This is a genomic window from Flexivirga meconopsidis (assembly GCF_026162425.1).
Taxonomy (GTDB): domain Bacteria; phylum Actinomycetota; class Actinomycetes; order Actinomycetales; family Dermatophilaceae; genus Flexivirga; species Flexivirga meconopsidis.
In genome coordinates this window covers 534,137-558,773 of sequence record NZ_JAOBQJ010000001.1, presented here as the reverse complement: position 1 = coordinate 558,773, position 24,637 = coordinate 534,137, and the positions used below count along the sequence as shown (strand labels likewise).

Sequence of the window (24,637 nt, the reverse complement as noted above, 5' to 3'; positions counted from 1 at the left end):
ATTGACCAGTTGTGCGATACGGATCACGTTACGGCGCAACCCTTCGCGCAGCACGCCCGGCCCGATCCGTGATTGCCTTACCTGCCATGCGGATCCTCATGCCGTTCCTCGGCAGTCGCGGCGATGTGCAGCCTGGCATAGCGCTCGCTCTCGAGCTACGCGGGCGCGGCCACGACGTGCAACTTGGCGTGCCGCCCAATCTGCGCGATCTCGCGCAGCGGGCAGGGATCGAGGCGATCACGACCGGTCCTGATTCGGCGGCGCTGCTGGAGTCCGACCTGGTGCAACGCCGGATCAAGTCGGCCGACCCGCGGGTGCGCTGGCGCGGGCTGTCCGAACTGGGCACCATCGGCTGGTCGCAGCTGGCCCGTGACCTCGACGAGCAGGCAGCGGGGTCCGACGTCGTCGTCAGTTGCTTCCTCGGCCAGGAGGTGGCCCGGGCCCTCGCCGAGAAGCACGGCATCGCGCAAGCCGCCGTGCACTACTACCCCATCCGTCGTTCGGAGTCCGTGCGTCTGCTGCCGGACCCGCCGGTCGCGGCGGACCTTGCGCATCGGGCGACGTGGTGGCTCGCCGACCGATCGTGGCGCCTGATGACGCGACGAGGCGAGGACGCCATGCGTGCCCAGTTGGGTCTTGCGCCCTCGCGGGTGTCCGTGGCCGACCGTATGGCGAGCAGCGGGTCGCTCGAGATGCAGGCGATCGATCCGCTGCTGTTCCCCGAGCTCGCGGCCGAGTGGGGCGATCTGCGTCCCCTGGTCGGGTTCCTCGACCTCCCGCCGCAGGCCCGGGCAGCTCTCGACCCGGGAACCGACACCGAACTCGATGCGTGGCTATGTGAAAAACCCACTGTTTACTGGGGATTCGGAAGTATGCCGGTGCGCGACCCACAGGCGACGGTCGCGCTGGTGCGTGAGGTGTCGCACCGCCTTTCGTGCCGCGCCCTCGTGACCGCGGGCTGGTCCAGCTTCGACGTCGCCGCCGACGACGACGTGCGCATCGTGCCGAGCGTCGATCATCACCGGGTGCTGCCGCGCTGTGTCGCGGCCGTGCACCACGGTGGCGCCGGCACCACCGCGGCAGCGCTGCGTGCCGGCATACCGGCTCTGGTCGCCTGGTTCAACGCCGACCAGCCGCTGTGGGGTCGACGGCTCGCAGCCCTCGGAGTGGGCGATCTCACACGGTTCCTCGACCTCACCGCCGACGGGTGCGCGGCATCGCTGTCTGTGCTGGTCAGCGACCCGGTTCGGGGTCGCGCGACCGAGCTGGCGAACCGCATGATCGCCCCCTTGACGGCTGTACAACGAGCCGCGGATCTGGTGGAATTGCAAGGATTTACCCACTCTTGACCATCCCAGGTGTAGAACGGGGGCGGGTCCCTTACTCTGCCGTAGCAGTGCCGCTGCGCGCCCACTCCCCCACCCCGCACACGAGGAAGGAGCTGCGCCGTGGAATACACCGAGCTCGCCGACTACGAGGTCTACGCCGGCGCGGTCACTTTCTGGCGAGCCAGGTCATCGACACCGTGCGCCGACGCCGTCGACGGACGCCCACTCTCACCCCAGCACGAAAAGCACGTCACCCGCGCACCCGACCCGGACGAACCGTCGTGGATCGGCACCGTCTTCGAGATCCAGCACGAGTTCGACGCGGAGGCCGTACGCCGCACGTTGCTTGCCTGGCACGCCAAGCATGAGTCGTTCCGCACCCTCGTGACGCGGGACGACTCCGGCCTGCACCGCGCGACCTACCGGCCCGAGAATCTCCACCTCGCCGCTCGGGACGCCGGCAGCTACGACACCGTCGAGCGCGTCTACGACGTGGTCTCCCGCTACTTCGACCGCACCGTCCGACCGGACAGCTGGCCGCACCTGGTCGCCGCGACGGTGGTGCCCACCAACCAGGAGGACGGTCCGCGCTTCCTGCTCGCCTTCGCGGCCGACCACTCGGTGATGGACGCCTACTCGCAGGTGATCGCAGTGTCGGAGCTCGACCAGCTCTACACGGCCGCGCTAGCCGGGGAGCCGCTCGTCACCGAACCCGCCGCCAGCTACGTCGATTTCAGCGTTGCCGAACGCGCCCACGCCGCAGTCGCCGACCACGGACACGAAACCACCCGTCGCTGGCTGGACTTCCTGGAGCCCGATGAGCCGCGTTTCCCGGTCGCACCGTTTCCCAATGAGGAACCCGCCGACCTGACCTTGCCGCAGCGCAGCATCTCCCGCTGGCTGGTCGGTCCCGAGGTCAGCGACCAGATCCACCAGCACGCCCGGTCGCTCGGGTTCGGGATGCAGCCGGCGGTTCTGGTTGCGCTCGCGGAGGCGATGTCGACCGCAACCGGCACCGCCGACCCGTTCAAGTTCGTCATGCCGATGCACACCCGGACCCCCGAATACACCGCATCCATGGGTTGGTTCGTCGGCATCAGCCCGTTCACCCTGCAACTCGCCGGTGCTTCCGGGCTGCCGGAGAAGCTGCGACGCGCGGACGAGGCGTCCGCGCACATCCGCAGTGATGCCCAGATCCCGTTCGCCACGATCGCCGACCTGCTCGGCATCGACTCCTCGCCCCGCTTCGTGGTCTCCTACGTCGACCTGCGGCACCTGCCTGGCGCGGCGCAGTTCGATGCGGTCCGCGCCCGCGCGCTGCGCAGCATCCGGTACTCCGACGACGAGTTCTACTTCTGGGTGGTGCGCGCACGCGGCGGCATCAACGTCTCCGTGCGGCACCCCAACAACGCCACCGCGACGGCCGGGGTGGAGCGCTACCTGCAGGCATTCACCACCGTCCTGCAGGAGTTGGCGACTCAGCCGGAGCCAGCGCTCGTCTGATGCTGCTGACGACCGCAGACCGGCTCGACCTGCCCGCGGGCCGGCTGGTGCGGTGCCTGCCGGCACCGGCCGCGGCCTCGCACGTCATCCCCGATGTGCCGCCGTCCTTCAACCAGATCAACCACACGCTCGCCGCAGGCCCGACCGGAGGCTGGCTCTGTCTGACCCTGGCCGTCGCCGGCCCGCTGGACCGAGCAGCGTTGACCTCAGCCTGCGCGGCCCTCATGAACCGCCACGAGGTGCTCCGCACCGCGACCGCCTTCCGCGACGGCGCACCCGTCACTCTGGCCTTCGGTGACGAATTCGACTGGGAAATCGTCGAATCCGACTGCAAGGGCTCCGTCACCGACCGCCGCCGACAGCTGCGGACCCTCATCGACGACGCCACCCACACCGTGGACGGGCCGAAGGTCTGCTTCGCCGCCGTCGATGCCGGCGACCGCTCGACCGTCGTCATCGCCCTCGACCACGGACTCACCGATGCCGTCTCGATGGCGGTGCTCGCGCGCGACTTCGTCGAGCTGTATGCCGCAGGCCGCGACCACTGGAGCGATGGCGACCATCCCGAGCTTGCGGGGACCGGTCTCCCCCGGGTCGGTTCCTTCCTCGACGCCTGCCGGGCAGAGGCCGCGGTGGCAGCGGGTCCGGCCGGCACCGGCATCTCCGACTGGCATGCGTTCTTCGACCGCAATTGCGGTGGGCTGCCACGCTTTCCGCTACCGGCTGCGGCACGCCACGGCAACGGTCCGGCCGCGGTGGACGTGCGGAGCGTGCTCACGTGCGAGCAGACCGACGCGCTCGAACGGTGTGCCCGCGACCATGGAGCCCGGCTACCGGCCGCGTTGTTGGCCACCTGCGCACGGGCAGCCGGCACGCTCGGTCTGACCGACGAGTTCAGCACGTTGCTGCCCGTCGGCACCCGCAGCCGCGACGAGTGGCGCGAAGCGGTCGGCTGGTTCGTCAGCAACGGGCCGGTCACCATCGCCAGCCACCTCGCCATGGACGAGTTGTTGCCGGAGGCGCAGCGCCAGGTCGAACGCGCGCAACGCCTCGCGACGCTGCCGTTGGGTGACGTACTTGCGTCATACGCAAGAGGATTCGCGCACGAGGGGGATGTCGGGATGATCTCCTACGTCGACTACCGGCGGGTGCCCGGCCACGAGCTGCACGAGCGCCACGCGGTCACCCAGGCGAGCCCGGATGCGCCGACGACCGACGTGCAGCTGTGGTGGGTGCGCGACGACACCGGCCTCGCGCTGCGCGCCAGGATGCCCGACACGGCGCAGGCGCGCAGCATCGTCGGCGACTGGCTCGACGAGGTCGAGCGCACCCTGCGCGCGTCGACGGGGTGACCGTCAGGCTGTCGCCGGGATCGGCAACTGCATTGCGGCCAAAGCGGTTTCGACGGTCACGTCCTCCTGTGCCGCAACGGCGCGGATGAGCTCGGTAATCGCGCCGAAGTAGCGGTCGATGCTGACCGCGGCCTCGGGTGTGTCCGGGTAGCTCATCAGCGCGTAGGTGCGATCGCTGCCTCGGTTGATCCACATCGACACGTCACCGGTGGTGCCGGGTCCGCCGAGCGCGTGCACGTCGTCGACGCCGGGCAACTCGGCCCCCGGCACCCGACGCAGGTCGATGTAGGAGACGATCGGCGGCACCGCCGTCGCGCCGACCTTCACCCCGCCGAATTTCGCCGCGTAGTCGACGATCGAGCGGGCCGGCGTATCCGTGGCGGCACGGGATCGGCGCAGCGCCTTCTGCGCCTTGCCGACCAGGTCGTCGAAGGAGGTTCCCTTCCCAACCCGGAACGCGACCGGCACCAGGTTGATAAACCAGCCCTGTGCCATCAGGTATTGCGGATCCGACCGGGTGGCAACGGCGTTGAGGGCCAGGTAGCTCGGCCGACCGGTCAGCGCGGCGTCGATCAATGCCAGCACGGCGAAGAGACCGGCGCCGGCGCCACCTTCGTGTGCCTTGCAGCGGGCCTCGAACGCTTTCATCGTCTCGGCGTCCGCGAGCGTCCGGTTCATCCGGGTCGAGGGCGCCGTCTGCCCGGGCTGCACGCCGATGTCCAGCGGGGTGCTGGGCAGCTTGTTGCGCACCGACAGCAGCGCCAGCGCCCAGACCCGCACGGCAGGATCGCGCCAGCTGAGCCGCTCCGACCGGGCCCGCTCCTGCTCACTGAAGTCGACATAGCTGCCGACCGGGGGCACTTCCTCCTGCGACCCGTGCGCCTCGATCTGATAGAGCCGGAAGAGATCATCGACGCCGAGGGCAAGGGAGACGCCGTCGCTGAACGAGTGATCGACGCCGTAGTAGACGGTGAAGCCGTCGTCGCCGTGGTCGATCGCGCCGGCCGCGAACGAGGGCCACTCCAGCGGACTGGTGCTGCCGGCGAAGCGCTCGGTGACCGCATCGCGAGCGGCGTCGACGTCCGCCGCCCGGCCGGTGCTGCGCACCTCAAGCTCGACCTGCTCCACGGGCAACGCTCGTCGGGTGAAAGTCGTGCTCTCATCGATGGTTTCGGCATCCGGCTCGAACCAGCTGAGCAATGCCCCGTGGCGGGTGACGAAGCGCTGCACGGCACGGCGCAGCGCCTCCCGGTCCAGCCGCTGCGGGACGTGGAAGGCGAAGGCGATCCACGGCGACCACGGCACACCCTTGGCCCGCCGGTCGGCCGCGGTGCGGATGTGCGACTCCTGCAGCAGCGACGGCCGCGCGGACGACGCCGGCGCGGCCGCCACGGCAGCCATCGTGGCGTCGGTCGGCACGATCTGCAGCACCTCACCGGCCCGCGGCTTCCACTGCTCGATCGGGGTCATCTCCATGTCGTCACGCTCCGGTGCTCTTGCAGTCGAGGGGTTGCTTGTCCTTCGGCAGGGTGGTCGGCGCTCCCCGGAAGCTGGCGACCAGCCCGGCGCCGGTGACCTTCACCGACGTCGCCTTCAGCCCGAGCGGGAGCTGCGTCATACCGCTGCCTCCGGAGGAGCCGCCGAGCATCTTCTGCGCCTGGTCCGCGGGCACGTCACGCCCCGCCAACGACGCCTTGGTGATCGTGAAGTCGAGCTGACCGCCCTTGACCGACGGTCGCACCCAGATCTGCGCGAGGCCACCGAAGCCGCTGAGTTGGACTGTGCCCGAAGCAGGTTCGGGCGTCGCGGTGACCCCCTGAGCCTGGCCCGAGCCCGCCACCAGGTCGGCCATCGCCTGACCGCTCAGCGTCAGGGCCAGGTTGGATTCGCCGATCCGCCCGCCGGACGGGGACGTCGACACATCCCGGACGTCGGCATTGATCGAGACGTCCCGGACCTGACAGATGGTGGCGTTCTGCGCGTTCAGGGTGACCTTGTCGATGCTGCCGCGGCCGAGGTCGAGCAGCGCCGGCGTCGAGCCGATGCCCACGTCGACCGAGGAGGTGCGCAGCCCGTTCTCCATGGCGTTCGAGACGCTGCTGCGCAGTTGATGACGCACCAGGAACTCCGCGCCGGCCACGAGCGCGAGGACGGCGAGTATGGCGACAGCGGCGATCAGGGGTGCTCGTCGGCGGCGGCGCGGCTGCTCGGTCATCGGTCGTCACTTCCGGATCATGATCGAGGTCAAGGCGGGCCCACCGTACCTACCCACGGGTAAAGATGGGCCCTGCGGCAACTATGCGTTTGCCCACACACGCCCCTGGTCAGCCGACCGGCAGGCGCAGGTTGTCGCGGCCGAGCTCGGTCACCGAGGCCACTCCGGAAAGCGCCATGGTCAGGTCGAGTTCGGCGATCAGCCGCTCCATCACGGCCTCGGCACCGGCCGCGCCGTCGAGGGCGAGGCCGTAGAGCCAAGGCCGGCCGATCATCACCGCGGACGCGCCGAGCGCGAGCGCCTTGAAGATGTCGGCGCCGCTGCGGATGCCGCTGTCGAAGAGCAACGGCACCCGCCCGCCGACCGCGGCGCTGATCTCAGCAAGTGCGTCGAGGGCCGCAACCGCGCCGTCAACCTGACGGCCGCCGTGGTTGGACACCTGGATGCCGTCGACCCCGCGGTCGATAGCCTCGCGGGCATCGTCGACCGACTGGATGCCCTTGAGCACGATCGGCAACGAGGTGATGCCGCGCAGGAAGTCCAGGTCGTCCCAGGTGAGCGCCGGGCAGGGGAAGACGTCGAGGAAGGTCTCGACCGCCGCCCGCGGCAACGGCGACCGCAGGTTGGCGGGGAAGCGTCCCGGGTAGTGCCGGGTGATTGACAGCAGGGTGCGGACGGCGGCCAGCGTCGGCCGCTGGTTGACGGCGGTCTCCCCCGCCACGCCGCTCGCCGCTCTCCGGCGCACCAGGTCGGTGAAGACCGGGTCGGTCAGATATTGGGCGATGCCCTCGGCCCGCGCGAACGGCAGGTAGCCGAGGTCGAGGTCCCGGGTGCGCCAGCCGAGCAGGTGGGTGTCGAGGGTGACCACGAGCGCCTGTGCGCCGGCGGTCTCCGCGCGACGCACCAGCGACTCGGCGAGCTCGTTGTTGTTGCTCCAATACAGCTGATACCACATGGGATTGGCGCCCAACTCGGCCACTGTGCGCTCCATCGGGACCGAGCCCTGCGTCGACAGCACCATCGGCAGGCCGAGCGCCGACGCCGCGCGGGCGACAGCCAGTTCCGCGTCGGGATGCGCCATCTCGAGCACGCCGATCGGCGCGAAGAGCAGCGGTGCGGGCAGCGTGTAACCGAACAGCTGCACCGCGAGCGACCGCTCGGAGACGTCGCGCAGCATCCGCGGCACGATCGGATAGCGCTGGAATGCCTGCTGATTGGCCTCGTCGGTGCGTTGCATGCCCGCGCTGCCCGCGACGTACGACCACGCTTGCGAGCTCATCCGCCGGTGCGCTGCGGCATACAGGGCCGAAGGCTCGACGGGCACCTTCGGCCGGTGTCCGTAAGCTCCGGCGGAGTAGATCGCGCCTTGGACCGCGCGCCCGATGTTGCCGAAGTCCCTCACTAGTTGACCTGCCGGTCGGTGCCCTCCCAGAAGGGCTGCCGGAGTTTGAATTTCTGCAGTTTGCCGGTTGCCGTGCGCGCGAGCTCGTCGCGGAATTCGATGCGTTTGGGCACCTTGTAACCGGCGAGCGACTTGCGGCTGTGCGCGATCAGTTCGTCGGCGTCGACGTCACCGTCGACCACGACCAGTGCGGTGATCAGCTCGCCCCACTTCTCGTCGGGTATGCCGATGACCGCGACCTCGCGCACCTGCGGGTGCGACATCAGCACGTCCTCGACCTCGATCGAGGAGACGTTCTCCCCGCCGGAGATGATCACGTCCTTTTTGCGGTCGGAGATCGTGAGCACGCCGTCCTCGAAGGCGCCGCCGTCGCCGGTGTGGAACCAGTCGCCGGCCTGCGCGGCCGCGGTGGCCTCCGGGTTGTCCCAGTAGGACGCGAGGTTGTGGTTGGACTGCGCGAGCACCTCGCCGCTCTCGTCGACGCTGATGCGCACTCCCACGGCGGGGTACCCGGCCCGGCCCAGGTTGCGTGCCTGCTCGGTCGGGGACAGGTCGTCCCACTCCGCGCGCATCCGGCTCATCGTGAGCAGCGGCGAGGTCTCGGTCAGGCCGTAGATCTGGATGAACTCCCAGCCGAGCTCCTCGCGCACCCGCTCGATGGTGCGGGTGGGCGGCGGGGCGCCGGCGACGACGATGCGGGTGCGGTCACGCCCGGGGATCGGCCCGTCCCAGGTCTGCGCGGCATCCAGCGCAGCCGCCACGACCGCGGGCGCGGCGCACATCAGCGTGACGCCGTGCTCGTCGATGCGGCGCAGGATCTCCGGGCCGTCGACCTTTCGCAGCACGATGTGCTTGCCGCCCATGCCGGTCACCGTGAAGGGCATGCCCCAGCCGTTGGCGTGGAACATCGGCAGCGTGTGCAGATAGACGTCGCGGTCGGAGACGCCTGTCTGCCAGCCGAAGATGCTCGCGTTGAGCCAGTTGTTGCGGTGGGTCAGCTGCACACCCTTGGGCCGTGCCGTCGTGCCCGAGGTGTAGTTGATCGTCGCGGTCGCGTGCTCGTCACCCGCCCACGGCCGCGGCTCGGCGGTCGAGCCCCACAGCTCGTCGTCCGATTCGCCCAGCACGAACTTCCGCTCGCACGGCACCTCGTCGATCAGATGCGTGAGCTCGGGGTCGATCATCAGCACCTCGGCGCCGGAGTGCTCGACGATGTATTGCACCTCGGGCACCGAGAGCCGGAAGTTGACCGGCACCAGCACCCGGCCCCAGCCGCTCACACCGTAGAACGAGGTGAGCAGGCGCGCGCTGTTCTGCGAGACGACCGCAACCCGCCCACCGACCGGCACCCCCATCGCGTCCAACCCGGCGGCCTGCGCCCGGGCGCGCTTGGCCAGCTCCCGGTAGGTCAGCTCGCCCCCGCCGAATCCCGGCGCCGGCTGGTTGGGTTCGTCCACCACGGCCACGCGGTCCGGGTAGGCCGTCTCGGCCCGATCCAGGAAGTCACGAACGATGAGCGGGTATTCCACGAGCTACCTCCAGGGGGATGTGGTGGCCTCATTGTGGCAACGGTCACACGATGTCGCTACGCATCCGCCACGTTCGTTCGTATGGCGAGAGCTTCGCCGCCGCGGTAGTGCGCCAGCCGGGTCACCCGCGTCAGCGGCGGAAGGTCGCGCAGCTGCGGGTCGTCGACGAACCGCGCGAGCACACCGGCGGACTCGTCGCTGATCCAGATGCCCTCGGCGTGCCGTGCCCGCATGATCTGGTCCATCCGCTCCGGGTCGTCGACGCTGCACAGGAAGGATGCGCCGAAAACCACTGGCAACCGGCCGAATCCGAAGCCCTCCTTGCTGACCGCGTCGAAGGCGTCCTGACGCGAGACGACGATGTCCTGCTCGGCCGCGAGCTGTGCGGCGCGCTGGACGCGGCCCTGCGCGGCGAGGTCCTCCGGCTCGAGCAGTGCCAGCATCTCGTCGCGCACCTGCGGGTCGCGGGTGTCGAGCGGGTCGAGGTCGACGCCGCGACGGTGCACGATGTGGTGCCCCTGAAGGAGACCGGGTGCCAGGAAGTCGGCGACGAGTTCGAGTCCCCCGGCCGCCCCTACCGCGAGCAGCTCGAGGACGACCGGGTCGGCATACGCCTGGGTGAGGTGGGTGTCCAGCAGCCGCATGATCCGCAGGCCCGCGATCGGGTCGTTCAGCGGCACCGGCGGCTCCTGCAGTCGTCTGCCGATCGGACCGCGGCGGTCGCGCAGCAGCTCGGTCCACAGCTGGTAGGAGCGGGCGTCTGGGGGCAGCGTGCCGCCGAGCACCGGGAAGTAGTCGGCGAGCGGGTGATCGAGGCCGGCTCGGCGCAGCTCCAGGCTGGTGACCCGCAACAGCCGCTGAGCCGCCCGCCAGTCGTCGAAGTCGAGGCCGTAGCTTGCGAACCCGGTGAAGGTGCGGTCGTCGCGGCCGGTCTCGGCCGCCATCGCGCGGCACCAGTGCCGATAGAGGGGGCCGGCGAACACGTCCGCAGCCGCAGCGAAGGCGGCTCGGGCCCGGGCGACGTCCACTGCACTCATGTCGGCTGTCACTGTAATTGCGCTGCGGGCATGATGGGCATGTGAGTGCACCGAACCCTGCCCTGACCAAGCTCCTTGCCACCGACGGTCTGCTGGAGGAGGACGAGCGTGACCTCGCGGCCGTCGTACGACGATTCGGCGACGAGAAGTTGCGGCCGCACCTGGCCGAGTGGTTCGAGGCCGGGACCGTGCCGGCCCGCGAACTCGCGCCCGAGCTGGGCAAACTCGGCCTGCTCGGGATGCACTTGGACGGTTACGGCTGCGCGGGCTCGACGGCCACGCAATACGGCCTGGCCTGCCTGGAGCTGGAGGCGGCCGACTCCGGCATCCGGTCGCTGATGTCGGTGCAGGGGTCGCTCGCGATGACCGCGATCCACAAGTTCGGCAGCGAGGAGCAGAAGCAGGAGTGGCTGCCGCGGATGGCGGCCGGCGAGGCGCTCGGCTGCTTCGGGCTGACCGAGCCCGACTTCGGCTCCGACCCCGCCGGCATGCGCACCCGCGCCCGTCGCGACGGCGACGACTGGGTGCTGAACGGCTCCAAGATGTGGATCACCAACGGCCCCGTCGCGGACGTCGCGGTCGTGTGGGCGCAGACCGACGACCCTTCGACAAGCTCAGGACGAGGCAAGATCCGCGGCTTCGTGGTGCCGACCGACACCCCCGGCTTCGAGGCGACCGAGATCGAGCACAAGCTGTCGCTGCGTGCCTCGATCACCGGCTCGCTGGCGTTCACCGACCTGCGCCTGCCGGGCGATGCGGTGCTGCCCGAGGTGGCCGGTCTGCGCGGGCCGCTGTCGTGCCTGTCCGAGGCGCGCTTCGGCATCCTCTTCGGGGCGATGGGCGCCGCGCGGGAGTGCCTGGAGATCGCGCTGGCGTATGCCGAGAGCCGCAAGGTCTTCGACAAGTCGTTGTCGGGCTACCAGATCACCCAGACCAAGCTCGCGGACATGGCCGTGGAGCTGATGAAGGGGACGCTGCTCGCCATACATCTGGGACGGCGCAAGGACGCCGGCGCGATCACCAATGAGCAGGTGAGCGTCGGCAAGCTGAACAACTGCCGCGAGGCGATCAAGATCGCCCGCGAGTGCCGCACGATCCTCGCCGCCAACGGCATCACCCTCGACTACCCGGTGATGCGGCACGCCAACAACCTGGAGTCGGTGATGACCTACGAGGGCACCTCCGAGGTGCACCAGCTCATCATCGGCCAGGCGCTGACCGGCGAATCCGCTTTCCGCTGAGCGAGATTCGGACCGGCAGTCACGCCTCCAGCAGGCGCTGCAGGAAGGTGCGGGTGCGCTCCTTGGTGGGGTGCTCGAGCACCTGCTCGGGCGTGCCGCGTTCGACGACCAGCCCCTCGTCGATGAAGAGCACCTGGTCGGCGACCTGCCGCGCGAAGCGGATCTCGTGGGTGACGATCACCATCGTGCGGCCCTCCTGCGCGAGAGCCCGTATGACGGCAAGCACCCCGCCGACCAGCTCCGGGTCGAGCGCCGACGTCGGCTCGTCGAGCAGGAGAAGCTCCGGCTCGAGCGCGAGCGCCCGGGCAATGCCGACGCGCTGCTGCTGACCGCCGGACAGTTGGTAGGGGTACTTGTCGACGTGCCCGGTCAGCCCGACCTTCTCCAGGAGCTTGCGCGCCTGGTCGTCGGCTTCGGCGGCCGGGCGGTGCTGCACCACGATCGGGCCCTCGGTGACGTTCTGCAACGCGGTGCGGTGCGGGAAGAGGTTGTGGCTCTGGAAGACCATGCCGCTCTGGGCGCGGTAGCGGCGCACCAGCTCGCGGTCGGGCTTGGCGAGCCGTCCGCCGCGGCCGGGGTGGATCTGCCCGAAGTCGACGTCGACGTCACCGATGCGCACCGCGCCACTGTCGGGCAGTTCCAGCGCGTTGAGCCCACGCAGCAGCGTGGTCTTGCCCGACCCGGACGGCCCGATGACGACGGTGACGGTGCCCTTGCCGACCTCGAACGAGACATCCTTGATGACCTCGTGATCGCCGAATCGCTTTGCCATCGAAGTGACTTCGACCAGGGGTGTGCGCGGAGAACTCTGTGGGGTGGTCATCGGGGCCCCCGCAAAGTATCGAAGCGACGAAGGAGCGGAGAACTTTGTGGGGTGATCATCGGGGCCCCCGCAAAGTATCGGAGCGACGAAGGAGCGGAGAACTTTGTGGGGTATTCATCTGACTACGTACCTGTTCAGTCGTTTCTCGAGGCGGCCCTGCAGCGCGTTGAGCACGAAGCAGATCACCCAGTAGTAGGCGGCCGCCGCGGTGTAGAGACCCATGTATTCGAAGGTCGGTGCGGCCGCGTTCTGCGCTTTCTGGAAGAGGTCGGCGACCAGGATCACCGAGGTGAGCGAGGTGTCCTTGACCAAGGACACCAGCGTGTTGCCGAGCGGCGGCACGGCGATGCGCGCCGCCTGCGGCAGCACCACCCGCCGCAGGGTCGTGCGGTAGTCCATGCCGATGGTTTCGGCGGCCTCCCACTGCCCCTGCGGCACGGCCGCGATCGCCGACCGGATGACCTCTGCGGCATACCCGCCGACGTTGAGACTGAGCGCGAGGATCGCCGCCCCGAACGGGCTGAATTTCAAACCCAGCTGCGGCAATCCGTAGAACACGATGAACAACTGCACCAGCAGCGGCGTGCCGCGGATGATCGAGATGTAGGCGCGGGCGAGCCAGGAGACGATCGCGATCGTCGAGCGCCGCATCAGCGCGATCAGCAGGGCGATGGCCAGCCCGAGCACGAAGCTGATCGCGGTCAGCGGGATCGTCGTCCGCAGGGTCGCCAGCAGCATCGGCCACAGGTTGTCCCGCACGATCTGCCAGCTGCTGCGGTTGCCCGCCTGCTTCTCCTGCTGCTGAGCCTTGGTGCCGAAGTATTTGTCGTAGAGCTGTTGCAGCGCACCGTCGCTGCGCATGGCGGCGATCTGCGCGTTGATCTGCGGCATGTAACCGCTGCCCTTGCGCGCGGCGAACACCGAGTCGGTCTTGTCGCTCGTCGTGGAGACGATCTTGACCTGCTTGTTGCCGGTCGTGTTGAGGTAGTTGCGCACCGCCAACTCGTCGTTGACGACCACCTGCACGCGGTTCTGCGCCAGCGCGGTCATCGCCTTGTCCATGTCCTGGATCGGCACGATCGTCGCGCCGGCCTTCTTGGCGACCTGCGACCAGTTGCTGGTCAGACTCTGCCCGGCCCGCTTGCCCTTGATGTCGGCGAGCGAGGTGATGTCCTTGTTGCCGGAGGCGACGACGACCACACCGGTCGTGGAGATGTATGGCGCGGACAGGTCATACTTCGCCTTCCGCTCGGGGGTGGGCGAAATCTCGTTGGCCACCAGGTCGATGCGGCCGGACTCCAGCGCCGCGAACATCGAGTCGAACGGCGTCTGCACCAGTTGGACCTGCACGCCGAGGCGCTTGCCGATCTGCTGGATCAGCTCGACGTCATACCCGGTGAAGTTGCCGTTGCCGTCGTGATAGCTGAACGGCGGGTAGACGCCCTCGGTGCCGACCCGCAGCACCTTCGGCACGGCTGCGGCGGGCGCTGGGTGCGCCGGCTGCGGGGCGGCAGCCCGGGCGACCCCGGCCGGTCCGGCGAGCGCCAGCAGCACCGCGAAGACCGCCACGGCCACTCGCGCGGCAAGTAAGCGAACGTTATGCACCACGTGAGGTTAGTGCATCCATGGGCGGTGACCGGCGCGGCCCAGTGGAGTTCAGCTGACCGTGAGCTCCGCGATCTGCAGCAGGTTGAGCGCCGAGCCCTTGCGCAGGTTGTCGGCGCAGATGAAGAGCTCGATCGCCTTGGGGAAGCCGTCGAGCCGGCGCACCCGGCCGGCGAAGACCGGGTCGGCACCGACCACGTCGACCGGCGTCGGCCACGCGTCGTCCAGCGACTCAGCCGAATCATCAAGCACCACAACAGAATTCGATGACTCAGTGAGCACCCGCACGGCGTCGTCGCGATCGACGTCGGCGGCGAAGGTCGCGTGCACCGAGACCGAGTGCGTCCGCACGACCGGCACCTGCACGCAGGTGACCGCGACCGGCAGGTGCGACACCCGCATCAGCGACCGCAGCTCGTCACGCACGTGCGCCTCGGAGTCGGCCGCGCCCTCGTCGGCCGGTGCGCCGACCCACGGGATGAGGTTGAACGCGACCGGTGCCGGGAAGGGTGACGCGCCGAGATCGGAGAGCATCCGGCGCACGTCCCCCGGGGACTGACCCACGCCCTGGTTGCCGGCGAGCTCCATCGTCTCGTCATACAGCCGCAGTGCGCCGGCGACACCGGCGTCGGTGACCGCCTGCATGGTCGTGGCCACCACCGACGTCAGCTGCCACGCGCTGTGCAGCGACCACAGCGCACCGACCATCATCAGCGTGGGTCCGCTCGGGCTCGCGACGATGCCCTGCGGGTGATAACGCGCGGCATCCGGGTTGATCTCCGGGACGACCAGCGGCACGTCCTCGCGGCCGGTGAATTCGCCGGAGCTGTCGATCACCACCGCCCCCGCAGCGACCGCGATCGGCGCCCACCGGGCCGCGACCTCAGCGGGCACCGCCATTACGACCACGTCGACTCCGTCGAACGCGGTGTCGTCCAGCTCCCGCACGACCACGTCCCGGCCGAGGATCGTCATCCGGCGACCAACCGAGCGGCCGGATGCGATCGGCCGGATCTCACCCCAGATGTCGTCGCGGGTGGGCAACAACGAGAGCAGTGACAGCCCGACGACGCCGGTGGCGCCCACGAGTGCGAGGGTCGGCTTGTCCCCGATCATCGAGTTACGACCGCGCTGCCGCGATGGCCTCCGCGATCTGAATCGTGTTGAGCGCAGCGCCTTTTCGCAGGTTGTCCCCGGCTACGAAGAGCACCAGGCCCTTGCCGTCGGGCACCGACTGGTCCTGCCGGATGCGCCCGACGTATGACGGGTCGGTGCCGGCCGCCTCGAGCGGCGTCGGGACGTCGACGACCGTGACACCGGAGGCGTTCTCGAGCAGCTCCTTGGCCTGTGCCGGCGTGATCGCCTGGTCGAACTCGGCGTGGATCGCCAGCGAGTGCCCGGTGAAGACCGGCACCCGCACGCAGGTGCCGGCGACGGCGAGCTCGGGCAGGCCGAGGATCTTGCGCGACTCGTTGCGCAGCTTCTGCTCCTCGTCGGTCTCCTCGCTGCCGTCGCCGACGATCGAGCCGGCCATCGGCAGCACGTTGTAGGCGATCGGCGCGACGTACTTCTTGGCCGGTCCGAGCTCGATCGCCGAGCCGTCGTGGGTCAGCGCCTCGAGGTTGCCCTCGACGCCCTGGCGGATCTCACCGGCGAGCTCCTCCACCCCGGCGAGGCCGGACCCGGAGACTGCCTGGTAACTGGCCACCACCAGTCGGCGCAGACCGGCCGCCTCGGCGAGCGGCTTGAGCACCGGCATCGCGGCCATCGTGGTGCAGTTGGGGTTGGCGATGATGCCCTTCTTCGCCTGGTCGATCTGCTCCGGGTTGACCTCGGAGACGACCAGCGGCACCTCGTCGTCCATCCGCCAGGCGGATGAGTTGTCGATGACGGTGACGCCCGCCGCGGCGAAGCGGGGTGCCTGCTCGCGCGAGGTGGCTCCGCCGGCGGAGAAGATCGCGATGTCCAGACCGGTCGGGTCCGCGGTCGTGGCGTCCTCGACCACCAACCGCTTGCCCTGCCAGTCGATTTCGCGGCCAGCCGAACGCGGCGAGGCGAAGAGCCGCAGCTCGCCCAGCGGGAAGTTGCGCTCGGCGAGCAGCCGCAGCACGACCCCGCCGACCTGACCGGTGGCGCCGACGACGCCGACGTTGAGCGGCTTGAGGTTTTCGCGCTTGACGTTCTCGGTGGTGCTCATCGTCCGGTGCCTCCGTAGACCACTGCTTCCCCGTCGGACGAGTCGAGCCCGAACGCGGTGTGCACAGCGCGGACCGCGTCGTCCAGCTGGTCGTCCTTGGTGACGACCGAGACCCGGATCTCCGAGGTCGAGATCATCTCGATGTTGATGCCGTTGTCCGCGAGCGCCTGGAAGAGGGTGGCGGAGACCCCCGGGTTGCTGCGCATGCCCGAGCCAACGAGCGAGAGTTTGCCGATCTGGTCGTCATACTGCACCGACTCGAAGCCGAGCTGGTCCTTGATCGCCTGCAGCACCTGCACGCCGCGCTGCCCGTCGGTCTTGGGCAGCGTGAACGAGACGTCGGTCTTGCCGGTGGAGACCGCCGAGACGTTCTGCACGATCATGTCGATGTTGATGCCGCCCTCGGCGATCGCCTTGAAGATCGAGGCGGCCTGACCGGGCGAGTCGTCGACCCCGACGACGGTGATCTTGGCCTCGCTGCGGTCGTGCGCGACGCCGGCGATGATCGGTGCCTCCACGTCGTCGTCCTCTCCTTGTGGTTGGTAGACCCAGGTGCCCTCGCGGTGACTGAACGACGAACGCACGTGGATCGGCAGGTTGAAGCGGCGGGCGTATTCGACGCAGCGCAGCATCAGCACCTTCGCGCCAGACGCCGCCATCTCCTGCATTTCCTCGTTGGCGATGCGGTCGACCTTGCGCGCGGTCGGCACGATGCGCGGGTCTGCGGTGAAGATGCCGTCGACGTCGGTGTAGATCTCGCACACGTCGGCATTGAGCGCGGCGGCGAGCGCGACGGCGGTCGTGTCGGAGCCGCCGCGGCCGAGCGTGGTGATCTCCTTGGTGTTCTGGCTGACGCCCTGGAAGCCGGCGACGATCACGATGTGCCCGGCACCGAGCGCCTCGGTGATGCGGCCCGGCGTGACGTCGATGATGCGGGCCTTGCCGTGCACGTCGTCGGTGATGACACCGGCCTGCGAGCCGGTGAACGACCGCGCCGAGTCGCCTAGGTTGGCGATCGCCATGGACACCAACGCCATTGACATCCGCTCACCGGCGGTCAGCAGCATGTCGAGCTCGCGCTCGGGCGGTGCCGGCGAGACGGCGTCGGCAAGATCGAGCAGCTCGTCGGTCGTGTCGCCCATCGCGGAAACCACGACGCACACCTGGTTGCCCGCCTTGCGGGTGTCGACGATGCGGCGCGCGACCCGCTTGATGCTGTCGGCGTCGGCGAGCGACGAGCCGCCGTACTTCTGGACCACGAGAGGCACGTGCTGTTGGCCTTTCTGACGGGTCGGTGGCGGAGCCTCGATTCTAACGAGGCGTCCACATACCGATTGCAGCGGCCGTATGGCGGACTGGGGGCCGCGCTCTGGCGTGAGTTGCGTCATACCCCCTGCAGGCATGCCCGCGCATGCGCGGGATAGCGGAACACACCAGTATGCAGGTTGATTTCAACCTTTGGGTGAACTAATGAGAAGCTGTCATGGTGTCGATCCGCTCGGAGGGGGTTGGCGACCTGACAGCCGCGACGCGTCGGACCGAATCTGGCCCGGCGCTCTTGCCGCTGCGCTGGCGCGCGTACCGCGCCCCTCGGTGGTGGTTCGAAGTCACCGTGCTGGTCGTGCTCGATCTGGTCTATGAGCAGCTCCGCAACCTGGTGCCGACGCATCAGCAGGAGGCCATCAACCGCGGCTGGCGTCTCCTGGAGTTCACCCAGGACCTCAACCTCGACATCGAGCTCACGCTCAACCAGTTCCTGGTGCGGCACGAGTGGCTGGCACAGATTGCCAATTACGACTACTCGTTCCTGCACTTGCCGGTCACCGGCGGCACGCTGATCTGGCTGTTCTGGAGGCACCGCCGCGTCTACAAGACTGCCCGCACCGTGCTGGTCTTCACCACGATCCTCGGGCTGATCGGTTTCTGGATCGTGCCGATGGCGCCGCCGCGGCTGCTGCCCGGCGCCGGCTTCGTCGACACGGTCGTCTACTTCAAGACGTTCGGGTCGTGGGGCACGCCGACGGTCGCGGACAACTCCAACCTCTACGCAGCGATGCCGAGCCTGCACTGCGCGTGGGCGCTGTGGGTGGGGCTGTGCGTATTCTTCGTCGCCCGCAACCGGGTGGTCCGCACCATTGCCGTGCTCTACCCGATCTGGACGGTGTTCGTGGTGATGGCAACGGCCAACCACTTCGTCTTCGACGCGGTTGCCGGCTGGGCCTGCATCGCGATCTCGACTGCGGCGGTCTGGGCGCTGTTCGGGCACAACCCGTGGCATCCGGCGATGACCAAGGAAGAACTCACCCTGACCCGTGACCCGAAGGATCACCGGCAGGCGAAGCTGGTCGATTGAGCCGAGCCACCCTCTTTCGCTGGTCGAGTAGCCGAGCCGCTAGGCGAGGCGTATCGAGACCGGCGCCCTCACGGGTGCAGCGCCTCGAACTCCGCGTCGGCGACCGTCTCGTCGTCGGCGTCCAACCGCAGGTGCGCCAGGATCGTTTGTACGACGCGCAGCGCCGCCGAGCCGCGCACGCCCCACTGCGACAGGTAGCTGAACTGCCACCACCACAACGCCTCGGCGATCCGGTCGCGGTCATAGTGGGCCAGACCGTGCTCCAGCGCACCGACGATGTCGGTCAGGTCGTCCGACAGGGCGCCACGCGCCGGCTCGACGGAGGTCAGCGGGTCGACCACGTCGGCGTAGTCGTCGATGCCGTCGAGCAGGTTGGCCAGCCCCATGCGCAACGCGTCGAGGTTGCTCTCCGGGCCCGGGTCGGCCTCGAATCGTTCGTCCGGGACGACGTCGTGGATCGCGCCGAGTCGAGCACCGGTCACCTGCAGCTGGGCGAGCATGAGCAGCAGTAGCGGGATCGCCTGGTCCGGGGCGGACCCGGCGGCGAGCTCGCGGATCGCCATACAAAAGGAGCGGGCGTCGACGGCGGTCTCATCCGCCAACGTGCCGACCTGCAGCGGGTCGGTGGGCGGCTGATCCTCAGGCATCGACAACTCTCCGTCCCTCGAAGGCCCGACCGAGGGTGACCTCGTCGGCGTACTCCAAGTCTCCACCGACCGGGAGGCCGGACGCCAGCCTCGTCACCCGCAGCCCCATCGTGCGCAGCAGCCGGGACAAATAGGTAGCGGTCGCTTCGCCGTTGAGGTTGGGGTTGGTGGCGAGGATGACTTCCTCGATCGGCTCCTCACCGAGTCGGCGCACCAGCTCGGTGATCTTCAGGTCGTCCGGGCCGATGCCGTCGATCGGGCTGATCGCGCCGCCGAGCACGTGGTAGCGCCCGCGGAACTCCCGGGTGCGCTCGATCGCGACGACGTCCTTGGGCTCCTCGACCACACACAGGAAGCTCTGGTCGCGCTTGACGTCCAGGCAGATGCGGCACTCGGTGTCCTCGGCGACGTTGAAGCAGCGCTCGCAGAAGCGCACCTTCTCGCGCACGACCGTGAGCACCTCGGTCAGCCGGCGCACGTCCGCTGGGTCGGCTTGCAAGAGGTGGAACGCGATGCGCTGGGCCGACTTCGGACCCACGCCCGGCAGCCGACCGAGCTCGTCGATCAGGTCCTGGACCACGCCTTCATACACGAGAGTCGAGCCTAGACGCCGGGGCTGACATGCGGGCCCCCGCCGCCGAGGTAGCAGTGGCGGTCGTTATGGCGGCCCCATAACGACCGCGAGTGCTACCTCGGCGCACCTAGGCTGCTGGGGTGACGGATCCGGCTGCCTGGACGACGACCACGCACGACTGGTCGGTCACCGTCGACCGCGCGCACCTTGAGGCGATTCGCGCCCGGCCCCAGACCTACGCCCTCGGCGGCGTCCGGCATCTCATCCTCGAGGTGCTGGCGTACGCCGACGACGAAGCCCGATCGATCGGCCGCCGAGGCGTTGCGGTCGTCACCACCCACCCCGACGGTTCGATCTCCATCGCCGACGGCGGACGCGGCACCGACACCCGCCGAGACAAAGCCGGCCGGATCATCCGCAAACCTGTGATGTCGAGCAAGGACGTCCGCTTCTTCGATGACCCGGGCAGGCCGCTCCTGCCCGACGGTCTCCCGCGGTGGGGTATGTCGGTGGTCGCGGCCGTGAGCACGGTGCTCGTGCACGAGAACCGGCGCTCGGAGGGATCGTGGGCCCAAGGTTACGAGCACGGCATCCCGGCGGCAGGGCTGACGGAGTTGCCGGGCGCCGGACGCACCGGCACGACCGTCCGCTTCGTGCCCGACCTCGCGCTCCCCGACCCGATCTCGCCGACACCCGCCGATCTCGAAGGGTTCGCCTGGCTCAGGGTCGAATGCCGGCCGGCGCCTCAGTCCGCGAGGTAGCACTCGTGGTCGTTATGGCGGCCCCATAACGACCGCGAGTGCTACCTCGGCGTACCTAAGGGGTGGAGGGCAGCTAGTGGGTGGACGGCCGCCGATAGACCACGAGCGCAAGCTGGGCGAGCTGACGGTAGGGGTCCATCGAGCCAAGGCGCTCCTCGACGTCGAGCAGCGCGGCGAGCTCGGCCGGGTCGGATGGTGGCGCGGCGTCGAGTTCGGCGGAGTCGACGGCGAGGCGCACGCCATACCACTGCTCGACGCTGAGACCGGCCCGCTCGGCGGTCGCCGCCAGGCGATCGAGGTTGTCCGCACGAGCCGGCGCGCCGATTTCGTTGGTGTAACGCACATCTCGGCCTTCGGCCCGTGCCGCGTCCCATTCGGCTAGCGCGTCCAGCGTGGCCTTCCAGTCCTGACGCGCGGCCGGTCGCCAGGCGACCGAACTCTCCGAGCGCACCGCGACCGCAAGCACCCCGCCCGGCGCGACGTATGACGCGAGCTCCGCAAGGGGCGCCTGGCCTTCCGGGAGATACATGAACACCCCGAGCGCGAGCACCGCGTCATACGACGCGTCACCGAGGAATGCGTCGAGCCGCCCGATCTGCCCGTCCCGCAGAGTGATTCGCGCACGAACCTCGTCCGGCAGGGCATGTTCGGCTTCTTCAAACGCCGCACGCATCGCGGGATCCGGCTCGACGGCAGTGACCCGGTGACCGAGCCCGGCGAGCCGTAGCGACTGCGTCCCCTGCCCGGCGCCGACGTCGAGCACCGTGCTCGGCGGCTCGCTCAGATGACGCGCCAAATATCGAGCAACCATCTCCTGCCGCACCACGTTGCGCACCGCGCCCAGGCGCCGCATCCACAGCGCCCTTCCGGAGTCGAACGTGCCGAACGAATCAGCACCAGCGTCAGTCGAATTCACACTTTCTCCAAGGTTTTGCCGCTCGTCTCGTAACCGACCGTGACGCCGGAGTCACTTCCGCTTACGAGACGCGCGCGGGTGCACGCTCGCTGACGAGACGCGCGGGGATCTCAGGTCGCAGGCGGGCGCTCGTTGTAGCCGGGTGCGCGCTCCTGGCCGGAGAGCGCGGCGATCGCGTCCATTATCTCGTCGGTCGCCTGGCGCCGTGCCTTGCCGGCCGGCATCGCCTTGTATGACGACCCGAACGTCAGCGGCTCGCCGAACTTCACGCTCACCTTGGCCAGCCGCGGCAGGTTGGACCCGATCGGCTGGACATCCGGGGTGCCGGAGAGGCCGACCGGTACGACGGGAACGCCCGCCTGCATCGCCAGGTGGGCGGCACCGACGTGGCCGCGGTAGAGCCGGCCGTCACGCGACCGGGTGCCTTCGGGATAGATGCCGAACGCCTCGCCCGCCTCCAGCACCTCCAGCGCCTGCTCCAGCGAGTGCACGGCAGCCTTGGGGTCGTCCCGCTCCACCGGCAGCATCCCCATCGAGTTGAACCACACCCGTGAGGCGAATCCCTTCGGGCCGGTGCCGGTGAAATATTCGGCCTTGGCCAGGAAGAACACCTTGCGCGGCGAGCACAGCGGGATGACGACGCTGTCGATGAACGACAGATGATTGCTGGCAATCAGCACTCCCCCGCGTCGCGGCACATTACGAGCACCTTCGACATGCGGTCGCCATACGGCGCGCAGCAGCGGCGCAACGGTAAGTCGCGCAGTGAGATAGAGGGCACTCATGCGCGAACCCCCCGGCGGCGCGTCCCCGGCGCGCCCGCGAAGTCTTCGGGGAAGCGAAGCGGAGGAGAAACCTCGTGGGATGGCATTTCACTCCTCCCGTTCGTCGATCACGGTGGCGCCGAGCACCGCCTGCATCACCGGCAGACCGATCTCGCCGGGATCCTCCACGTCCTCGTCGTCCATCGACTCATTGGAGCCGTCGTCCTCGACTTCCTTGACCGGTTTGTCGGCCGGTTGAGGTGGCGCAGCGGGGTTTTCGGCGGTCGCCCACTCCGGTGGTGGAGCATTGACCGACCCCCAGCCGCCGCCATTGTCGGCCGCGCCAGAGCCGGCCGAAAGACCCGCCTGGGCGAGCGCCTCGGCGGCGCGGTTGCGGCGCGGTGCAGTCTCGGCCGCGGGCTGGGCCGCCGGCACCGGGGGCGCGGGCTGCTCGGGGGCCTGGCCCGCCGCCTCGGCCGGCGGGCCCTGCTCAGGGTTTACGGGAGCAGAACCTCCACCCTCGGGGGCCGAATCGCCTTGAGACCGGTCGCCGCTCGGCTGGGCCGGTGCTTCGGGCGGCAGGTTGGGTGCCGGGGCATTGACATCGGCCCGCGCCCGCACCTGCACCCCGATGCCGAGGGAGTCGCGCAATGCGGCAGCGACGACATCGGGATGCGGTGGTCGCTCAACGGCGGCCGCCAGGCCGGGGCTGCTGGTGCCGAGCACCAGTGTGCTGCCATCGAATTCGGCGACGTGCGCGTGCTGACTGAGCAACGTCCACGTGACGCGCTTGGCGCGGGCGATGCGGTCGAGCACGTCGGGCCAGGCACGTCGCACATCGTCGGTGCCGATGCCACCTGCCGGCTGAGCGGCCGGCTGAGCGGCCGGTTGCGCCGCAGGTTCTGGGGTCGACGCGGCTGGGGGTTGGTCTCGATACGCTCCCCCGCTGCGCTCCTCCGCTACTCGACCAGCAACGGGCGCCTCCGCTACTCGACCAGCATCGGGCGCCTCCGCTACTCGACCAGCATCGGGCGCCTCCGCTACTCGACCAGCATCGGGTGCGGGGGCTTGGTCTCGATACGCTCCCCCGCTGCGCTCCTCCGCTACTCGACCAGCAACGGGCGCCTCCGCTACTCGACCAGCAACAGGTGCATCCGGTGCGTCGGCCGATCGACCAGCGGCGGGTGCAGACCCCGCGATGTCCATCCGGCGCTCAAGCCGGTCGAGACGTGCGGCATATCCCTGCTCACCGGAGACGGCGGGCAGCAGCACACGGGCGCAGATCAGCTCCAGCTGCAGCCGGGGGCCGGTCGCGCCGGTCATCTCGGTCAGGCCGGTGTTGACGATGTCGGCAGCCCGCGACAGCTCCCCCGGGCCGAACGACGCCGCCTGCTGCCGCATCCGCTCCAGCTGGTCGTCCGGCACCCCGCGCAGCACCTGCGCCGCGCCGTCCGGGACCGCCGCGATCACGATGAGGTCGCGCAGCCGCTCGAGCAAGTCTTCGATGAATCGCCTTGGGTCATGGCCGGATTCGACGACCCGATCAATCTGCCGGAAGACCGCGCCGCTGTCGCGCGCACCCAGCGCGTCGATCGTCGCGTCGAGCAGCTCGCCGTCGGTGAAACCGAGCAGCGCAGCGGCCCCGGCATAGGTCAGGCCCTCGTCGCCGGACCCCGCGATCAGCTGATCGAGCACGGACAACGAGTCACGCACCGAACCCCCGCCGGCGCGCGTCACGAACGACAGCACACCCGGCTCGACTGCGACACCCTCGGCGTCACACAGCTGCTGCAGGTAGTCGGTCAGCCGCTGCGGCGGCACCAGCCGGAACGGGTAGTGATGGGTGCGCGACCGGATCGTGCCGATGACCTTCTCCGGCTCGGTGGTCGCGAAGACGAACTTCACGTGCTCCGGCGGCTCCTCGACGATCTTCAACAGCGCGTTGAAGCCCTGCGGCGTCACCATGTGCGCCTCGTCGATGATGTAGATCTTGTAGCGTCCCTGCGCCGGACCGTATGACGCCCGCTCGCGCAGGTCACGCGCGTCGTCGACACCACCGTGGCTGGCCGCGTCGATCTCGATCACGTCGACCGTCCCGGCGCCACCGCGGGCGAGCGCGACGCACGACTCGCACTTCCCGCACGGCGTCGGGGTGGGACCCTGCTCGCAGTTGAGGCAGCGCGCGAGGATGCGCGCCGACGTCGTCTTGCCGCAGCCGCGTGGACCGCTGAACAGGTAGGCGTGATTGACCCGGCCGGTGCGCAGGGCCTGCATCAACGGCTCGGTGACGTGCTCCTGGCCGATCACGTCGGCGAACGTCTCGGGCCGGTAGCGGCGGTACAGCGCGGTGGTCACGGAGACGACTCTATGCGCCACGACGGACAGGTCGA

General features: G+C 69.3%; 21 protein-coding genes. 6 read left to right on the top strand and 15 right to left on the bottom strand.

The window, feature by feature from the left end:
• The first annotated feature begins 86 nt into the window (after positions 1-86).
• From N2M23_RS02725 to N2M23_RS02715, 3 genes are all read left to right on the top strand, one after another.
• Positions 87-1,349, top strand: coding sequence for a glycosyltransferase (locus tag N2M23_RS02725; RefSeq protein ID WP_265443088.1), 1,263 nt, complete (start codon positions 87-89; stop codon positions 1,347-1,349).
• 99 nt (positions 1,350-1,448) lie between these two features.
• Positions 1,449-2,831 carry a condensation domain-containing protein gene (locus tag N2M23_RS02720; protein ID WP_265443086.1) on the top strand — a complete coding sequence of 461 codons (1,383 nt, stop codon included), beginning with the start codon at positions 1,449-1,451 and terminating at the stop codon, positions 2,829-2,831.
• Complete coding sequence (locus N2M23_RS02715) at positions 2,831-4,183, top strand: condensation domain-containing protein (protein ID WP_265443084.1); 1,353 nt, start codon at positions 2,831-2,833, stop codon at positions 4,181-4,183. The genes N2M23_RS02720 and N2M23_RS02715 overlap by 1 nt, the downstream gene beginning before the upstream one ends.
• 3 nt (positions 4,184-4,186) lie before the next feature.
• Here N2M23_RS02715 and N2M23_RS02710 read toward each other — a convergent pair whose 3' ends face one another.
• The 5 genes from N2M23_RS02710 to N2M23_RS02690 all read right to left on the bottom strand — a co-directional run bounded on the left by N2M23_RS02710 (position 4,187) and on the right by N2M23_RS02690 (position 10,366).
• Complete coding sequence (locus N2M23_RS02710) at positions 4,187-5,659, bottom strand: condensation domain-containing protein (protein ID WP_265443083.1); 1,473 nt, start codon at positions 5,657-5,659, stop codon at positions 4,187-4,189.
• 4 nt (positions 5,660-5,663) lie between these two features.
• Positions 5,664-6,398 (bottom strand): LmeA family phospholipid-binding protein, encoded by a 735-nt coding sequence (locus N2M23_RS02705; RefSeq protein WP_265443082.1) that lies wholly within the window; start codon positions 6,396-6,398, stop codon positions 5,664-5,666.
• A gap of 109 nt (positions 6,399-6,507) precedes the next feature.
• Complete coding sequence (locus N2M23_RS02700) at positions 6,508-7,722, bottom strand: alpha-hydroxy-acid oxidizing protein (RefSeq protein WP_265443081.1); 1,215 nt, start codon at positions 7,720-7,722, stop codon at positions 6,508-6,510.
• A 77-nt stretch (positions 7,723-7,799) separates the two neighbouring features.
• The gene (locus tag N2M23_RS02695) at positions 7,800-9,329 is read right to left on the bottom strand and encodes an AMP-binding protein (RefSeq protein WP_265443079.1); all 1,530 of its coding nucleotides are present in this window, start codon (positions 9,327-9,329) and stop codon (positions 7,800-7,802) included.
• A gap of 56 nt (positions 9,330-9,385) precedes the next feature.
• The gene (locus N2M23_RS02690) at positions 9,386-10,366 is read right to left on the bottom strand and encodes a DUF2332 family protein (RefSeq protein WP_265443077.1); all 981 of its coding nucleotides are present in this window, start codon (positions 10,364-10,366) and stop codon (positions 9,386-9,388) included.
• A 41-nt stretch (positions 10,367-10,407) separates the two neighbouring features.
• Here N2M23_RS02690 and N2M23_RS02685 point away from each other — a divergent pair, with 41 nt between their 5' ends.
• On the top strand, positions 10,408-11,607 hold the full coding sequence (locus tag N2M23_RS02685) for an acyl-CoA dehydrogenase family protein (protein ID WP_265443076.1): 1,200 nt from the start codon (positions 10,408-10,410) through the stop codon (positions 11,605-11,607).
• A 19-nt stretch (positions 11,608-11,626) separates the two neighbouring features.
• On the opposite strand, the gene N2M23_RS02680 is transcribed toward N2M23_RS02685, so the two are convergent.
• From N2M23_RS02680 to N2M23_RS02655, 5 genes are all read right to left on the bottom strand, one after another.
• Positions 11,627-12,379 (bottom strand): amino acid ABC transporter ATP-binding protein, encoded by a 753-nt coding sequence (locus N2M23_RS02680; RefSeq protein WP_279671368.1) that lies wholly within the window; start codon positions 12,377-12,379, stop codon positions 11,627-11,629.
• A gap of 165 nt (positions 12,380-12,544) precedes the next feature.
• Positions 12,545-14,035, bottom strand: coding sequence for an ABC transporter substrate-binding protein/permease (locus N2M23_RS20885; protein ID WP_341870575.1), 1,491 nt, complete (start codon positions 14,033-14,035; stop codon positions 12,545-12,547).
• A 51-nt stretch (positions 14,036-14,086) separates the two neighbouring features.
• The gene (locus N2M23_RS02665) at positions 14,087-15,151 is read right to left on the bottom strand and encodes an aspartate-semialdehyde dehydrogenase (protein ID WP_265443075.1); all 1,065 of its coding nucleotides are present in this window, start codon (positions 15,149-15,151) and stop codon (positions 14,087-14,089) included.
• A gap of 4 nt (positions 15,152-15,155) precedes the next feature.
• Positions 15,156-16,232 (bottom strand): aspartate-semialdehyde dehydrogenase, encoded by a 1,077-nt coding sequence (locus N2M23_RS02660; RefSeq protein ID WP_265443073.1) that lies wholly within the window; start codon positions 16,230-16,232, stop codon positions 15,156-15,158.
• Positions 16,229-17,500 (bottom strand): aspartate kinase, encoded by a 1,272-nt coding sequence (locus N2M23_RS02655; protein WP_265443072.1) that lies wholly within the window; start codon positions 17,498-17,500, stop codon positions 16,229-16,231. Before N2M23_RS02655 ends, N2M23_RS02660 begins: the two co-directional genes overlap by 4 nt.
• A gap of 215 nt (positions 17,501-17,715) precedes the next feature.
• Here N2M23_RS02655 and N2M23_RS02650 point away from each other — a divergent pair, with 215 nt between their 5' ends.
• Positions 17,716-18,585 carry a phosphatase PAP2 family protein gene (locus N2M23_RS02650; RefSeq protein WP_265443071.1) on the top strand — a complete coding sequence of 290 codons (870 nt, stop codon included), beginning with the start codon at positions 17,716-17,718 and terminating at the stop codon, positions 18,583-18,585.
• A 68-nt stretch (positions 18,586-18,653) separates the two neighbouring features.
• On the opposite strand, the gene N2M23_RS02645 is transcribed toward N2M23_RS02650, so the two are convergent.
• Together N2M23_RS02645 and recR are read right to left on the bottom strand one after the other, a co-directional pair.
• Positions 18,654-19,232 carry a DUF5063 domain-containing protein gene (locus N2M23_RS02645; RefSeq protein WP_265443070.1) on the bottom strand — a complete coding sequence of 193 codons (579 nt, stop codon included), beginning with the start codon at positions 19,230-19,232 and terminating at the stop codon, positions 18,654-18,656.
• Complete coding sequence (gene recR / locus N2M23_RS02640; protein ID WP_265443069.1) at positions 19,225-19,824, bottom strand: recombination mediator RecR; 600 nt, start codon at positions 19,822-19,824, stop codon at positions 19,225-19,227. The genes N2M23_RS02645 and recR overlap by 8 nt, the downstream gene beginning before the upstream one ends.
• Before the next feature lie 122 nt (positions 19,825-19,946).
• On the opposite strand from recR, the gene N2M23_RS02635 reads away from it, so the two are divergent.
• Entirely contained in the window at positions 19,947-20,567 is a 621-nt protein-coding gene (locus tag N2M23_RS02635) for an ATP-binding protein (protein ID WP_265443068.1), read from the top strand.
• A 73-nt stretch (positions 20,568-20,640) separates the two neighbouring features.
• On the opposite strand, the gene N2M23_RS02630 is transcribed toward N2M23_RS02635, so the two are convergent.
• The 3 genes from N2M23_RS02630 to N2M23_RS02620 form a co-directional block, all read right to left on the bottom strand.
• Entirely contained in the window at positions 20,641-21,483 is an 843-nt protein-coding gene (locus N2M23_RS02630; RefSeq protein ID WP_265443065.1) for a class I SAM-dependent methyltransferase, read from the bottom strand.
• 110 nt (positions 21,484-21,593) lie between these two features.
• The gene (locus N2M23_RS02625; protein WP_265443064.1) at positions 21,594-22,268 is read right to left on the bottom strand and encodes a lysophospholipid acyltransferase family protein; all 675 of its coding nucleotides are present in this window, start codon (positions 22,266-22,268) and stop codon (positions 21,594-21,596) included.
• Positions 22,269-22,355: 87 nt separating this feature from the next.
• Positions 22,356-24,602: a DNA polymerase III subunit gamma and tau gene (locus tag N2M23_RS02620; protein WP_265443062.1), complete on the bottom strand. Its 2,247-nt coding sequence runs from the start codon at positions 24,600-24,602 to the stop codon at positions 22,356-22,358.
• Between the last annotated feature and the right edge of the window lie 35 nt (positions 24,603-24,637).